12 protein-coding genes are annotated in these 14,340 nt (G+C 71.2%); 7 read left to right on the top strand and 5 right to left on the bottom strand.

Going from position 1 to position 14,340, the window contains the following annotated elements:
* The first annotated feature begins 1 nt into the window (after window position 1).
* The 3 genes from JQN83_RS13865 (at window position 2) to JQN83_RS13855 (ending at window position 3,269) form a co-directional block, all read left to right on the top strand.
* Window positions 2-1,189 (top strand): ABC transporter substrate-binding protein, encoded by a 1,188-nt coding sequence (locus JQN83_RS13865; protein WP_307799258.1) that lies wholly within the window; start codon window positions 2-4, stop codon window positions 1,187-1,189.
* Window positions 1,190-1,194: 5 nt separating this feature from the next.
* Window positions 1,195-2,067, top strand: coding sequence for a sugar phosphate isomerase/epimerase family protein (locus JQN83_RS13860; protein ID WP_208567543.1), 873 nt, complete (start codon window positions 1,195-1,197; stop codon window positions 2,065-2,067).
* A 122-nt stretch (window positions 2,068-2,189) separates the two neighbouring features.
* Window positions 2,190-3,269, top strand: a complete 1,080-nt coding sequence (locus tag JQN83_RS13855) for a cellulose binding domain-containing protein (protein ID WP_208567542.1) — start codon at window positions 2,190-2,192, stop codon at window positions 3,267-3,269.
* A gap of 85 nt (window positions 3,270-3,354) precedes the next feature.
* Here JQN83_RS13855 and JQN83_RS13850 read toward each other — a convergent pair whose 3' ends face one another.
* Window positions 3,355-4,251, bottom strand: coding sequence for an NAD(P)-dependent oxidoreductase (locus JQN83_RS13850; RefSeq protein ID WP_208567541.1), 897 nt, complete (start codon window positions 4,249-4,251; stop codon window positions 3,355-3,357).
* A gap of 605 nt (window positions 4,252-4,856) precedes the next feature.
* Here JQN83_RS13850 and JQN83_RS13845 point away from each other — a divergent pair.
* The 4 genes from JQN83_RS13845 (at window position 4,857) to JQN83_RS13830 (ending at window position 8,628) form a co-directional block, all read left to right on the top strand.
* Complete coding sequence (locus JQN83_RS13845; RefSeq protein ID WP_307799255.1) at window positions 4,857-5,189, top strand: winged helix-turn-helix transcriptional regulator; 333 nt, start codon at window positions 4,857-4,859, stop codon at window positions 5,187-5,189.
* Window positions 5,190-5,506: 317 nt separating this feature from the next.
* Entirely contained in the window at window positions 5,507-5,941 is a 435-nt protein-coding gene (locus JQN83_RS33815) for a cold-shock protein (RefSeq protein ID WP_307799287.1), read from the top strand.
* A 283-nt stretch (window positions 5,942-6,224) separates the two neighbouring features.
* Window positions 6,225-7,598 carry a glycoside hydrolase family 43 protein gene (locus JQN83_RS13835; protein ID WP_208567540.1) on the top strand — a complete coding sequence of 458 codons (1,374 nt, stop codon included), beginning with the start codon at window positions 6,225-6,227 and terminating at the stop codon, window positions 7,596-7,598.
* 85 nt (window positions 7,599-7,683) lie between these two features.
* Entirely contained in the window at window positions 7,684-8,628 is a 945-nt protein-coding gene (locus tag JQN83_RS13830) for a hypothetical protein (protein ID WP_208567539.1), read from the top strand.
* A gap of 26 nt (window positions 8,629-8,654) precedes the next feature.
* On the opposite strand, the gene JQN83_RS13825 is transcribed toward JQN83_RS13830, so the two are convergent.
* The 4 genes from JQN83_RS13825 to JQN83_RS13810 form a co-directional block, all read right to left on the bottom strand.
* Complete coding sequence (locus JQN83_RS13825) at window positions 8,655-10,139, bottom strand: MFS transporter (RefSeq protein ID WP_208567538.1); 1,485 nt, start codon at window positions 10,137-10,139, stop codon at window positions 8,655-8,657.
* Between the two features lie 90 nt (window positions 10,140-10,229).
* Window positions 10,230-11,492, bottom strand: coding sequence for a helix-turn-helix transcriptional regulator (locus JQN83_RS34105; protein ID WP_208567537.1), 1,263 nt, complete (start codon window positions 11,490-11,492; stop codon window positions 10,230-10,232).
* 239 nt (window positions 11,493-11,731) lie between these two features.
* Complete coding sequence (locus JQN83_RS13815) at window positions 11,732-12,478, bottom strand: SDR family NAD(P)-dependent oxidoreductase (protein WP_208567536.1); 747 nt, start codon at window positions 12,476-12,478, stop codon at window positions 11,732-11,734.
* On the bottom strand, window positions 12,475-14,109 hold the full coding sequence (locus tag JQN83_RS13810) for an FAD-binding oxidoreductase (RefSeq protein WP_208567535.1): 1,635 nt from the start codon (window positions 14,107-14,109) through the stop codon (window positions 12,475-12,477). The genes JQN83_RS13815 and JQN83_RS13810 overlap by 4 nt, the downstream gene beginning before the upstream one ends.
* Window positions 14,110-14,340: the final 231 nt, after the last annotated feature.

Here is a 14,340-nt window from a genome sequence, read left to right as displayed (position 1 = left end):
AGTGCGACGTTGCATGGCGGCGCTGGCCGCCGTCACCCTGCTGTCCCTCACCGCCTGCGCCACCGACGAACCGGGCGCGGGCCCGTCGGGCGGTTCCTCCTCCTCGGCCGCCGGGTCGGGGACCGGAGAGCAGTCGAAGTTCTTCGTCCAGGCCGACTACGACGCCGAGTTGGCGTTGCTCGGCGCGACCCCGACCGGGCCGGCGGACAAGCCGTGGGAGCAGATGCTCAACCCGACCATGGTGGACACGGCGACGTTCAGGAAGGCCGGTCCGCACAAGATCTGCTTCTCGAACGCCGCGCTGAACAACCCGTGGCGGCAGGTCGGGTTCAAGACGATGCAGGCCGAGGTGGAGGCACAGAAGAGCCGCATCAAGGAGTTCGTGCACGTCGACGCCGAGGGCAAGGACCAGAAGCAGATCGCCGACATCAACGACCTGCTCGGCAAGGGCTGTGACGCGCTGATCGTCTCGCCGAACACCACCGCCACGCTCACCCCGGCGGTCGAGGCGGCCTGCAAGGCCGGGCTGCCGGTGATCGTCTTCGACCGTGGGGTCAACACGAAGTGCCCGGTGACGTTCATCAACCCCATCGGTGGGTACGGCTTCGGTCACGCCGGCGCCGAGTTCGTCAGCCAGAAGATGAAGCCCGGCGGCAAGGTCCTCGCCCTGCGCATCCTGCCCGGGGTCGACGTCCTGGAGACCCGCTGGTCGGCCGCGAAGGTGGCCTTCGACAAGGCGAAGGTCGACGTGGTGGGGGTGGAGTTCACCGACGGTGACCCGGCCAAGACCAAGAAGATCGTCGACGACTACCTCCAGCGGTACGGCACCATCGACGGTGTCTGGATGGACGCGGGCGCCGTCGCCGTCGCCGCGGTCGAGGCGTTCCAGGACGCGGGCAAGCCGGTGCCGCCGATCAACGGCGAGGACCAGCTCGACTTCCTGAAGGTGTGGAAGGACAAGAACCTCACCGCGATCGCGCCGACCTACCCGACCTACCAGTGGCGTACCCCGATCATCGCGGCGTTGCGGATCCTCGACGGCCAGCAGGTGCCCAGCCCGTGGAAGCTGCCCCAGCCGACCATCACCCAGGACAACCTGGACCGGTACCTCGACGCGGACATGCCGCCGCTGCACTACGCGATGTGCGGCTGCACCGACCTGCCCGGTTACCCACAGCGCTGGAAGTAGGCCCGGTGTACGCCATCGGCGTCAACCCCTGGGTGTGGGCGTCGCCCGTCGACGACGACGCCCTCGCCGAGCTGATCCCCCGGATCGCCGGGTTCGGCTTCGACGCGGTCGAGTTGCCGATCGAGCAGCCCGGCGACTGGGACCCGGTGCGGACCCGGGACCTGTTGGCCGCGCACGGCCTCGTCGTGGCCGGCGTCTGTGCGGTCACCCCGCCGGGGCGGGACCTGGTGAACGCGTCCCCGGCGGTCGTGGCGTCGACCGTCGCGTACCTGCGGGGGTGCGTGGCGGCTGCGGCGGCCGTGGGCGCCCCCTGTGTCGGTGGTCCGGTGTACGCCTCGGTCGGGCGCACCTGGCGGATGTCACCGGCGGCCCGGGCGGACTGCTATGCGGAGTTCCGGCGAGCCCTGTCGCCGGTGGCCGAGCAGGCCGCTGCGTGTGGCGTGAGCATCGGGGTGGAGGCGTTGAACCGCTACGAGACCAGCGTGGTCAACACCGTGGCGCAGACGGTCGAGCTGATCGACGGACTGCCGTCGAGCGTCGGCATCATGATCGATACCTATCACATGAACATCGAGGAGTCCGATCCGTACGCGGCCCTCGCCGCCGCCGGCCCGTACATCAAGCACGTCCAGGTCAGCGGCACCCACCGGGGCTCACCCGGGGCGGACCACTTCGACTGGCCGCGCTTCTTCGCGGTGCTGGGGCAGACCGGTTACCGGGGTTCGGTCTGCATCGAGTCGTTCACGGCGGAGAACGAGACCATCGCCACCGCCGCGGCGATCTGGCGTCCGTTGGCCCCGTCGCAGGACCGGCTCGCCACGGACGGTCTGCGCTACCTACGGGGGGTCGTCGCCGGCCCTCGCGTCGCTGCGGGCTGATGCGGTGAATGCGCTGATGTCCTGCCGGCGGCAGGACTGCCGGAGTGCCTTGACAGCAGGACCGAACGGCAGGACAGTCGTCATACTTATCGATGATTAACGATCTATAGGCGAGGGGTGCCATGCGTAAGTCGCTGACGGCTGTGGCCGCCGTCGTTGTTGCCATCGTCGCGATGATGGCCGCGGTCTCGCACGCCAGTGCGGCGAACGCGGCCGCCGGTTGCCGGGTGGACTACGTCGTCACCAGCCAGTGGACCGGCGGCTTCCACGCCGACGTCGCGGTCACCAACCTGGGCGAGCCGGTCAACGGCTGGACGCTGCGGTTCGCGTTCCCCGCTGTCGACCAGCAGTTCGCCCAGGGCTGGAGCGCCACCTGGGCCCAGTCCGGCCAGCAGGTCAGCGCGACCAACCTCAGCTGGAACGCGACCCTGGGCACCAACGGCGCCGCGAACATCGGTTTCGTCGGTGCCTGGTTCCTCAGCAACCCCGTGCCGGCGTCGTTCACGCTCAACGGCGTCGCCTGCACCGGTGGCGTCCTGCCCAGCAGGACGACGGCCGGGCCGACCACCTCGCCGCCGGTCGCCGACTACCCGGCGTACGTCAACTGGGTCAGTCCGACCGTCGGCGCGGTCTACACCGCACCGGGCCCCGTCCCGCTGGCCGCGACCGCGACCGTGGGCGGCGGCCACTACATCACCGGGGTGTCGTTCCGGGTCAACGGCGTCACGGTGGCCCAGGGGGTGCGGACGACCGGCGACCGGTTCGACGCACAGTGGACACCCCCGACCGGCGCCCCCGGGACCAGCACGACCTACCTGCTCAACGTCTCGGCCGGCACCGACCAGTCGCTGTCCGGTGGTGCGCCGCCGCTGCTGGTCACGGTGGTCACGCCCCCGTCCTCCGGCACCAACCACCCGCCAGCGGTGGCGCTGAGCACCCCCGGCGGGCAGACGTACTTCCTCGAACCCACGACGGTCACCCTGGTCGCCGACGCCACCGACGCCGACGCCGGGGACACCGTCAGTCGGGTGGAGTTGTATCTCGGCACGACCAAGCTGGCCGTGACGCCCACCAACAGCGGGCTGCGCTACCAGTTCCAGGTGCCCCTGTCCGCCGGCACGTCGTCGACCTTCACCGTGCGGGTCCACGACTCCCACGGCGGTGTCGGCATCTCGAACCCGCTGACCTTCACCGTCCGCTAGCCCGTCACCTCCGGTCCGTCGTACCCCCGCCACGCTGGGCGTACGACGGACCGGAGGTCGGGCGGGTGCAGGCCGGGTGGGCGGATCACGACGCGGCGGCCCGGGGCCTCCTGATGACCTCGATCATGCTGGCCAGCGCCTCGTCGCCGTGCCCGCTGCCGGCCCGCTCCCGGAGCATGTCCCGGATCGGGACCATCACGTCCGGCCGGATTCCCTGGCCCCTGCTGGCCTCCACCAACTTGGCCAGACCGGCGGCGTTCAGGCCCACCGTGGAGATGTCGGTGGCGTACCGGCCCGCGTCGACCTGCCGGGCGGCACCCGTGATGCTGGGCAGCACCACGTGGGTGATCCAGGACCCGACGAACGGCGTCAGCGCCGCCGCGGGGACGCCCTCGGCGGTGAGCATCGCGAAGCCGTGCAGCGCGCCGGCGAGCGACGACCAGAGGATGCCCAGCAGCGACAGGTCGTAGAGACTGGCGACCCCCGGGTCCGCACCCAGGAGGACGCTGTTGCCGCCGAGGACCTTGAGGGTCGACTCGTACGTGTCGAAGACCTCCGCCGGGCCGCCGTAGAACAGCAGGGTCTGGGGGAGTCCGACGGCCGGCGGCACCGTCAGGAGGCAACCGTCGAGGTAGCTCGCCCTCAGGGACTGCGCCCACCGTGCGGCCCCCCGGGCGTCCTCCGGCACCCCGGAGGTGAGGTTGACGATGGTCTTGCCGTCGAGTGCCTCCCGCACCGGTTCGAAGATCTCGTACAGGGCCCGGTAGTCGACCACGCAGACCACCAGGAGGTCGCTCGCGGCGACCGCGTCGGCGATCGTGTCCGCGCGGCGCGCGCCCTGCTCGACAAGCGGGTCGGCCCTGCTGGCGGAGCGGTTCCACACCGTCGTGGGGTGGCCGGCCCTGAGATATGCGCCCGCCAGGGCCGAACCCATCATTCCGAGGCCGACGACCGACACGCGTACGCCATTGTCACCGGACACCGGTGTCACGCTCCTCTGTGTTCCGGAAAAGGCAGGAAAGGGATTAGGGCACTGCACGCAGAAAGCAGGTGCCGCCGCCGATTCGACAGTGGTGAGCCTAGACGCGGGCAGATGAGCCCTCAACCACTTACTGCAAGGTATGTGAGCGGTCGCCGATCACCCCACCCGGCGGAGCCGGCCGCGGACGATGGCTGTTCCCCCAGCCCGGGGTGGCTGGAATGGGTTTCCGGACGCCGGGCCCGTCGGGTGGTGCCGACCTTTCCGCGATCGCGGAAAAGGGCAGCCGGCCAGGTGCCGCCGCCAGGCGCGGGGCCGGAATCGGCCCGCATTCCGGGACGCCGGAGCAGACGCACACCGTGCCCTCGTCGGGCGAACTTTCGAGATCATCGGGAGTCAATTCCGACGGCGACCGGACTGGGGTGGACCCGTGCCGTGCGTCGGCCCGACGGTTGGTGCCGCGGGCCCTGGTGCACCTGGCCCCGGCCACCACGGGTGCCCCACGAAACGGGGGACCGGGCGACCTCGCGCGCTAGACTCTGCGGCACACCGGAGCGCGCGGGGAACGCGTCCCGGCCGTTCGGGGAGTGGGCGAATTGAGTGTCAGGGTGCGGCCGACGCATTGCGGACTCGACGCCGCGATCGAGGTGATCAGTGGCAAGTGGAAGGTCGTGATCCTGTGGGCCCTCAGCGACCGGCACCGACGGTTCGGTGAGCTGAGAAGGCTCATCGGAGTGAGCGAAAAGGTGTTGTTCCAGCATCTGCGCGAGTTGGAAGCCGACGGCATCGTCCACCGGGAGACCTCCCCGGGCCTGCCGCTGCGGGTGCAATACTCACTCACCGATCGCGGTCAGGCGCTGAATCAGGCGCTCAAGCCCCTGGGGGCATGGGGCCGGGAACACCTGCCGGAGCGGGCCGTGCCCGTGCCCGGCGACAATTGATTCCGGGCCGGAATGCGTCGGGCGGCTCCGCCCACCGCCACCGCCCACCGTCGTCCCGGATGACCGCGTCCCGTCGCCGCCCGCGCGGCGGCAGGCGGGCCGCACGCGGTGACTCGGTGCGGGCCGCACGCGGCGGCTCGGTGCGGACCGCACGCGGCGGCTCGGTGCGGACCGGGTCCCGGCGGCTCGGTGCCCCCCGGATCGGGCACCCGTCGCTTACCATGGGTGTCGCTTCGGGGGCGGTACCCTTGCGGTGGCATCCGATGCGGTGGTTTTTTCCTGTTCTGGTGGTTCCTGTTATTGGGGTGGTGGTCGCGGTGGCGGTCGGAACGATTCTCAGCTTCGACGACGTGAAGGGGTACGGCTTCATCAGCCCGGAGGGCGGTGGCGAGGATGTCTTCGTCCACGCGAACGACTTCGGCGATCAGCGGCCGAACGTGGCCCCGGGCATGCGGGTGGAGTTCGAGTCGGTGGAGGGGAACCGGGGGGTCAAGGCGCTCTACGCGCGGCTGCTCAACCCGGGCCCGGTGACACCGCGCGCGACCGTCGCGCGCAGCGTGCCGGCCACGACGGGCGTGCCGGCCGACCGCGCCGACGACGACGAGTGCGACGTGCTGACCGCGGCCGCCTTCCGCGCCGACATCACCGATCTCCTGGTGGAGCAGGTCCCGACGCTCACCGGTGGCCAGATCAGCCAGATCCGGCAGCACCTCACCCAGTTCGCCCGCTCGCATGGGTGGCTGGAGGACTGACTCCGCCGGCGGCCGGCCCGTCGTCGCCGAGGCTGCGACGGGAACCGGCCCCGCCGCAGCCTCGACCACGTGTCGTTCGCACGGACTCTGCACCAGTGCCGCCTCGACGGGCTCTCCGCCGTCGAGGCTGCCGGTGTCTCCGACGGCAACCTGCCCCCGTGGGTCCGGTGGACGGCACCCTGCGCAGGCCGGTCCGGCTCGTGTTAACACTTGACGTCATCGATGTTAGCGATAACGTACGGGGGTCAGTGCCGCCCTGCCGCCCGCCACCCGAGGTGATCAGTTGAAGCGTCGCACCCTGCTGTCCGCCACCGGTGCCGCCCTGGCCGGGGCGACCCTGCTGCGCCCCGCGACCGCGTCCGCCGCCCCCGGGGACGGTTACGTCATGGCGTACTTCACCGAGTCGCCGAGCATGACCGCCGCCAACTACGGGCTGCACCTCGCCGTCAGCAGCGACGGCCTGAACTGGACCCCGCTCAACCAGAACCGCCCCGTCGCCACCCCGACGCTGGGCAGCCGGGGCCTGCGCGACCCGTTCGTCCTGCGCAAGCAGAACGGCGGCTTCGTGGTGCTCGCCACCGACCTCAACGGCACCGACTGGAACTACCAGAGCCAGTACCTGCACGTCTGGGACTCGGCCGACCTGCGCACCTTCACCGGCTACCGGCTGCTCAAGGTGCACTCGCTGGCCACCCACGCCTGGGCGCCCGAGGCGTACTGGGACGCCGGGCGCGGGCAGTACGCCGTGGTCTACTCCGCCGTCACCGGCGGCCGCAACGTGCTGATGGTGAACTACACCAGCGACTTCGTGACCGCCTCCGCCCCGCAGACGTTCTTCGACCCCGGCTACGACGCCATCGACGGCAGCTTCGTCAGCGTCAACGGGGTCAACTACATGTACTTCAAGAACAACACCAACAGCACCCTGCTCGGCACCCGCTCCACCACCCTCAACCCGGGCAGCTTCAGCATCCACACCGCCGCCATCGGCCCCGGTCGGGGCGTCGAGGCCCCGCAGATCGTCAAGTCCCACACCGCGAACACCTGGTACCTGTGGGGCGACACGTGGAGCCCCAACGGCCGGTTCTTCTGCTGGCAGACCAGCAACGTGGCCGGCGGCACGTGGAGCCTGCTCAACGACCGGGCGTACACCCAGCCGCTGAACTCCAAGCACCCCGGGATCGCCCCGGTGACCTCGGCCGAGCTGACCGCGCTCACCTCCGCCTGGGGGCTGCCCACCTGGAACCGGATCAAGTCGTACAACTTCCCCGACCGTTACGTGCGGCACGGCAACAACGTCGCGCGCATCGACCCGTACCCGTTCGAGCCGTACCAGGACCAGCTGTGGACCCTGGTGCCGGGCCTTGCCGACCCGGCCGGGGTGTCGTTCCGCTCGGTGAACTACCCCGACCGGTACCTGCGCCACTACGACTACACGATCCGGTTGGCGGCCAACGACGGCACCAGCGCGTTCCGGGGCGACGCCACGTTCTACCGCACGGCCGGCCTCGCCGACTCGTCGTGGACGTCGTTCCGGTCGTACAACTTCCCCGACCGCTACCTGCGCCACTACGACTACCTGCTGCGCATCGACCCGCTCACCAGCAGCTCACCGGCCACCGACCGGCAGGACGCCACCTTCCGGATCGGCTACTGACCACACCCGGCACCCGGCGCCCGGCACACCGGCGGACGCCGAACCCGCCCGCCGGTGCCGGCGCGTCCGGCCCTATCCTGGCCCGATGTCGTACGCCGAACTCCGTGTCGACCAGTGGAACGACCGGTCCGAGGAGGCCGCCGGCCGACTGGCCCGGGAGATCGCGGCACGGCACGACCTAACCGTGGTGGGCCTACGGGACACCACCTACGCGGGACGCCGGCACCGCACGGCGGTGTTCGACCGGGGCGGGCTGCGGTTCGCGCTGGTGCCCGGCGGCCGGCCGACGCTCGGCTACGACGCGGCCCGGTTCCACCCCAGCGCGGGTCAGCAGGCCAGCTACGCCGACAGCGCCGAGGAGTACGGCCTGCCGCCGCTGACCGAGCACCTCGACGCGATGACCTCGCCCGTGCGCGACGTCGACCTGCCGGCGATGCTGGTCGCGGTGGAGGCGTTCGAACCCGGCGAGATGCCGGTGCCGCCGGACGACCCCCGGGTCGGTGAACTCGTCGCGTCCCTCGGCCGCCGGAGCGACGGGGCGGGCACGGTGAGCTCCGCCGACGGGCTGACCGTCGAGCTGGACGCGACCGGCCGGGTGACCCGCGCGGTGCTGGTCGAGGAGTTCGACCACGACGAGGCGATGGCCGCCCTCACCGACCTCGGCCTGCGGACCACCAGCCCGGACGAGTGGGAGTGGGCCTGCGGCGCGGGCGCGACCACCCTGTTCCGCTGGGGCGACGACACCCCCGACGACGGCTACCCGGTCGAGCAGGTGACCGGGGTGCACCGCACGCCGAACCTGTGGGGGCTGGCGATCGGTCAGGACTCCTACCGGTACGAGGTGACGACCGAACCGACGGTGGTGTGCGGCGGTGACGGCGGTGTCGTCACCTGCGGCGGCAGCGGCTACTTCCTGGGCTGGCTCACCCTCGCGACGGCCTACCGGGACGGGGACTTCGGCCGGTGGCTCGCCTCCGACGACGGGTACGCCGACGAGACCCTGACCCGACCGGTGATCAGCCTGGGCTGAGCGACGGCCCACCGGCCGCCACCCGGCTACTCGCTCACTGCCGACCGTACCGGGCCCGGGGCGTGTTCCACCCGGGCCGCGCCCCGGGCCCGACGGTCGACGACCACGAGCAGCGTCGCGACGGCGATCGCTACCGCCGCCAGCGCCAGCGCCACCGTGTGCAGCGCGTCGGTGAAGTGCCGTCCGCGCAGGCCGACGGGGCTCGCGGCGGCGATGAACGCCCCGGCCGCCGCGATGCTCACGTTCTCGGTGGAGAGTCGGATGGTGTTGAACAGCCCGGCCGCCGCCCCCCGTCGGCTCTCGTCCGCCTCGGAGACGGCCAGCCGGTCGATGTGACCGGAGGGCAGTCCGGCCCCCGCCCCGATGGCGAGCAGGGGCAGCGCCATGGTGGGCAACGTGCTGCCCGGCGACAGGGTCACCAGCCCCAGCGCGCCGAGCCCGCAGAGCACCACCGACGTGACCAGGACCGGGGTCATCCCGACGCTCCTGATCAGGATGCCGCCCACCGGCGGCAACGCGATCGTCGGGGCGGTGAGCACCAGCATCCAGGCGCCCGCCTCGGTGGGGGACAGGCCCACCACGTTGATCAGGTACGACGGCAGGTAGACCAGGATCGGCACCAGCACCACCATCAGGGTGCCCGCGGTGATCGCGATCGCCGTGTACCGGGGATTGCGCAGCAGCGTCAGGTCGGTCACCGGGTGCGCCACCCGACGCTCCACACCGACGAACGACAGCAGCAGCACGGCGGACAGGGCCGCCCCGCCCCACAGCAGCGGATGCGTCGCCCCGAGCCGGGGCGCCTCCACCAGGGTCGCGATGCCGATCAGCGAGGCCCCGGTGAACAGCAGCGCCCCGGCCCAGTCGAACGGCGGGTGGGCCGACGTCCGGCGTGCGGCGGCGGGCGGGCGGGCGGCCAGGGCGAGACCGATCACCAGCACGCCCACCGCGGCGGGTACCCCGAACACGGCCTGCCACCCCAGCGTCTCCAACGCCACGCCGCTGAGCTGCGGGCCGAACGCCAACCCCACGCCGAGCAGGGTGCCCAGCAGGCCGAAGGCGCGGGCCTGCGCCCGGCCGGTCAGCACGACCGACAGCAGCGCCACCCCGCCGGTCACGGTGGCCGCCGCGCCGACGCCGGTGACGGCGCGGGTCAGGTTCAGCACCAGCACCGTCGGTGCGAACGCCGAAGCGGCGGAGGCGACCGCGAAGACCGCCACCCCCGACAGGAACACCCGGTAGGGGCTCCACCGGTCGGTGACCGCGCCGCCCAGCACGAGGAACGCGGCGAACGTCGCGTTGTAGGCGTTGACCACCCACTGCGCGGCGACGGTGCTGGTCTGGAGGTCGTGTTGGATGCCGGGCAACGCGACCGACGCCCCGGTGATGGTCAGCGGGAGGACCGTGGTGGCCAGCAGCACGGCCACCGCGTGGACCTGTGCCCGGCGGGTCGGCCGGCCCCGGTGCTCCTGCGCCCCGGCGGAATCCGGTGCGGAGAGGTGACTAGACATGAGGTTCCGTTAGAGGTGTGGGCCCCGGCGTCCGGGGTCCGTGGTGAGGGCGATCAGGTCGGGAGGGCGTCGCCCCGGCGACGCGGTGGGTCAGCCCATGATCAGGCGGAGTTCCTTGCGGTTGCCGATGCCGAGCTTCTTGTACACATGGGTCAGGTGCTGCTCCACCGTGCTGATCGTGATGCTGAGATCCCGGGCGATCATCTTGTTCTGCTTGCCCCGGCCGGCCAGGGTGGCGACCTTCAACTCGCTGTCGGTGAGCGTCGACAGGAACGCCACCGGACGCCGCTCCAGCACCGTGACGGTAGCGTAGTCCCCGCGTCCGAAGTCGAGCGGTTCGGTCTGCAACCGGCGCAGGATCAGGAAGAAGTCGGGGCTCGACGAGAACCGCTCCAGCGTCGTGAGGATCGCCTCGCGGGCACCGCCGAAGACCACCCCGACGCTGTCCGTGGTCTGCATGGCCCGGGCCCGTATCTCGTCGCCGCGGGCCTGCAACGCCGCATCCACCAGGTGTACGGCGATGTCCTGCTCGCCGAGCATCTGGTAGCCGGCCGCCGCCGCCAGCCGCCACGGGAAGAGGTGCTCCAGCGCCATGCCCCACTCGGCCATGCTCCGCCCGCAGCTCATGAACCGGGTCACCGCGCCGCGTGGGTCACCGGTGCCCAGACAGAAGTGCCCGAAGCCGTGCCGGTACCAGAGGCTGTAGCTGGACTCGTCCATCAACGCCGACGGGGTGGTACGCAGGTGGTGCACCGCCGCGCCGATCCGGCCCAGGGCCAGGTTGCCCAGGACCACGGTGGCCAGCGGCTCACCGATCCGGTGCGCCCAGCGCCGCGGCTGCATCATCCGCAGCGCCTGCTCACCCCACTCGACGCCGCCCTGCACGTCGCCGTCGAGCAGCGCGCAGACGGCGTGCAGGCTGGTGAGTCGGGCCCGCCAACCGATCGGGTTCTGCCCGCCGAGACGCTGCCGGGCCGCCGCCGCGCAGGCGGCGGCGTTCGGATCCCCGGACAGCAGCAGGATGCGGATCGCACAACTCACCAGCCACTCGACGCCGGTGGGGATCTGGGCGTCCTGGTTCTCCAGGTAGTCACGGGCCATGGTGACGTGGTCCAGGCCGGGCCAGGTGGCGGTCATCGCGTTGACCAACCCGAGGGTCATCAACTGCTCGCGGCTCATGTCCTCAAGGGACGTGCCGTGCCGGGCCTCGCCGCAGGGATAGAGGTCGGTGAGCCGGTCGAGGGCGCCGGGGAAATCGCAGGAGGCCAGCACCAGCGACTTCCACCGGTCGGATTCACGTGCCTCGGGGTGGCCGGCGAGCGGTTCGAGGCTCGCCTCGATTCTCCGGAACACCCGGTCGTAACCAACGACCTGCCTGATCGACCGTCGCGCGGAATCGACATCGGGTCGCAACCACGTCCCCGGGAACTCTTCCGGGTAATCGCCGAATAAGGGTTCGGTTATCATTGGTCCCCCTGCCGTGCAAGTCGTTCCGAATTGCGTGACCGGCCCCTATGAAAGCACTCCTGTCTGTTCGACCGCTGATCTTTACCGGCACTGATCTTCACCGGGACGTGCCGACGGTACGGCCGTCAGCGGGAGATCCGTTCCTCTCCCGCGATGACGACCTCCGTGAACGGATGCGGGGCGACCGGGTGCCCGGCGTTGACGATCCACGCCTCGCCGGTACGTCCCGTCGCGTGCGCCTGCTCGGCGGCGGCGGCCACCTCCTCCGGTGTCACCAACCCGACACCCGCGCGCACCAGCGCGTCGCGCCGGTCGGCGAGCATCGGGGTGTCCACCGCGCCCGGGCAGAGCGCGTTGATCCGGATGTTCACCTGCCCGAGGGGGCCCGCGAGGGACCGGGCCAGCCCGACCACCGCGTGCTTGCTCGCCGAGTACAGGGCGTCCGGCGACGGACGCACCCCGGTGGTGCTGGCCGTGACCAGCACCGCGCCACCGCCGTGCGCCCGCATCGGCGCGTACGCGGCCTGCACGCCGAACACGACGGAGTCGACGTTGGTCCGCATCATCGACTGGTACGCCTGCGGGTCGAACCCGTCGCCGACCGCCGTGCCGGCGAGCACGCCCACGTTGAGGTGCAGCAGGTCCAGCGTCCCGTGCCGGGCCAGGGTCGCCTCGACGTACTCCTGACAGCCGGCCATGGTGGTCGCGTCGGTGTGCACGAACAGCCCGTCGCACCCGCCGGCCACCGCGCGCCCCCGCCCGGCGTCACGGTCCACGATCACCACATGCCAACCCCGGGACCGGAAGCGGTGGGCCACTGCGGAGCCGATCCCACCGGCACCCGCAGTGACCACCAGGACCTGTCCGGTCACGGAGCTGCCACGCCCAGGACGTGGCTGAACACGTTGAGCGGGTCGTAGGCCGCCTTGGCCAGTTGCAGGCGCGGGTAGTTGTCGCCGTAGAACAGCGTCGACCACGACACGCCGGAGGTGTTCTGGGTGCTGTCGAGGAAGTCGATGTCGGGCCAGTTGATGTAGGACCCCTCGTTGCGGGCGTCCGGCGCCGGCACCCCACCGGTCTCGGCGTACACGTCCCGGTAGAGCCCGCGCAGCCAGTCGATGTTCGTCGCGTCGGCGCTCGGGTCGTCCCAGTAGCTGGTGAACGACGCGGCCATCACCGACGAGCGGTGCGCCGTCGCCGTCGCGGTGGGAGCGGTGGCGTTTATCGCCCCGCCGTACGACAGCAGCGTCAGGCCGGACGCCGGGTTGGTGTAGCCGCTCGCCGTGAGCCGGTCGAACACCCGCCCCGCCTGGGCGTCGGTGTAGCGCTGCTTGAGCAGGCCACCCTTGCTCTTGGAGCGCAGTGGGCCGGTGATGCCGAACGCGGCGGCCGTGGTCGGCAGGTTCAGCGTGGTGGTCAGCCACGGCCGGGTGCCGGTGTCGAGGATCGTCGGCGTCGCGGTGACGCCCGCGGTGATCGCGCTGACGTAGGAGCTGCGCAGGGTGTTGTTGCCGCTGACCGTGGGGTCGACCTGGGCGACGACCGACAGCCGGCCGTACTCGCTGCGGTTGGCGGTCAGCGCGGAGAACAGCTTGGTGCCGGTGGCCCCGGGGGCGCTGTTCAGCTCGTGCCAGGTGCCGTAGTTGGCCATGATCCGGACGAAGTCCGCCCGGGACACGTCGGCCCAGTTCCAGGTGAGGATGGTGTTGGCGACCGCACCGGGCGGCGTCGGCAGCAGCGTGCTCGGGTTGGTGCCGGTGGCCGTGGCGCTGCGCAGCCAGAACCGGGTGACGATGCCGAAGTTGCCGCCCCCGCCGCCGGTGTGCGCCCACCACAGCTCGCGGTTCGGGTCCCCGGTGGCCCGGGTCGCCACGACGGACTTCGCCGTGCCGGTGGCGTCGACGATGACGACCTCGACCGCGTCGATGTAGTCGGCGACGATGCCGTGCTGCCGGGACAGCATGCCGAACCCGCCGCCGGTGGCGTGCCCGCCGATGCCGACGCTCTGGCAGGAGCCGCCGGGGACGGTGACGCCCCACCCCCAGTCCAGCCGCCGGTACAGGTCGCCGAGGGTGACCCCGCCCTGCACGCAGAAGGCGTTACGGGTGGTGTCGAAGGTGACCGAGCGCATCTCGACCAGGTCGATGACGACCTTCGCCGCCGGGTCGTCGACGAAGTTCTCCAGGCAGTGCCCGCCGCTGCGGACCACGACCTTCTTGCCGGCCGTCACGGCCGCCTGCACCGCGGCGACGACCTGCTTGGTGGTACTGACGATCCGCACCGCCTCCGGGCTGCCCACGAAGCGGCGGTTGAACCCGCGCTGGAGGGCGTCGGCGTAACGGCGGTCGGTGGGGCCGATCGTCACCGGCCCTGGAGTCTTCTGCCCACCGGCCAGGCTGTCGACCTGGGCGGGCGCGGCGACCACGTGGTCGCCGATCAGCGTGCTCGCACCTGCGCCGGCGATGACGGTGCCGACACCGGACATCAACCGCCTACGGCTCAACCGGGACAAGCTTCCCCCTGGAATTGAGTGAATGTGGGGTGGACACCGCGCCCGATGCGTCGAGGCCCGGCGAAGAAACGTCAATGGGGGCGCGCGGCGATGCGCTCGCCACCTGTCGAACGGACCGTAACCTTACTATGGGAATTTCGCCGCAGCCAACGGTCGAAGCGCTCGCCAGAACCCCTAGATCTCCCCTAGGGAAATTGTGTCCTGGATCACCTGAGTCGACGG

This window comes from Micromonospora antibiotica (assembly GCF_017599305.1).
Lineage (GTDB): Bacteria > Actinomycetota > Actinomycetes > Mycobacteriales > Micromonosporaceae > Micromonospora > Micromonospora antibiotica.
Note: the sequence above shows the minus strand (reverse complement) of the source record. Positions and strands in the feature narration are given on the sequence as shown.

Coding starts and splice junctions, on each gene's coding strand:
- JQN83_RS13855 (WP_208567542.1), top strand. CDS start 2,190: ATGCGTAAGTCGCTGACGGCTGTGGCCGCCGTCGTTGTTGCCATCGTC.
- JQN83_RS13825 (WP_208567538.1), bottom strand. CDS start 10,139: ATGTCTAGTCACCTCTCCGCACCGGATTCCGCCGGGGCGCAGGAGCAC.
- JQN83_RS13830 (WP_208567539.1), top strand. CDS start 7,684: ATGTCGTACGCCGAACTCCGTGTCGACCAGTGGAACGACCGGTCCGAG.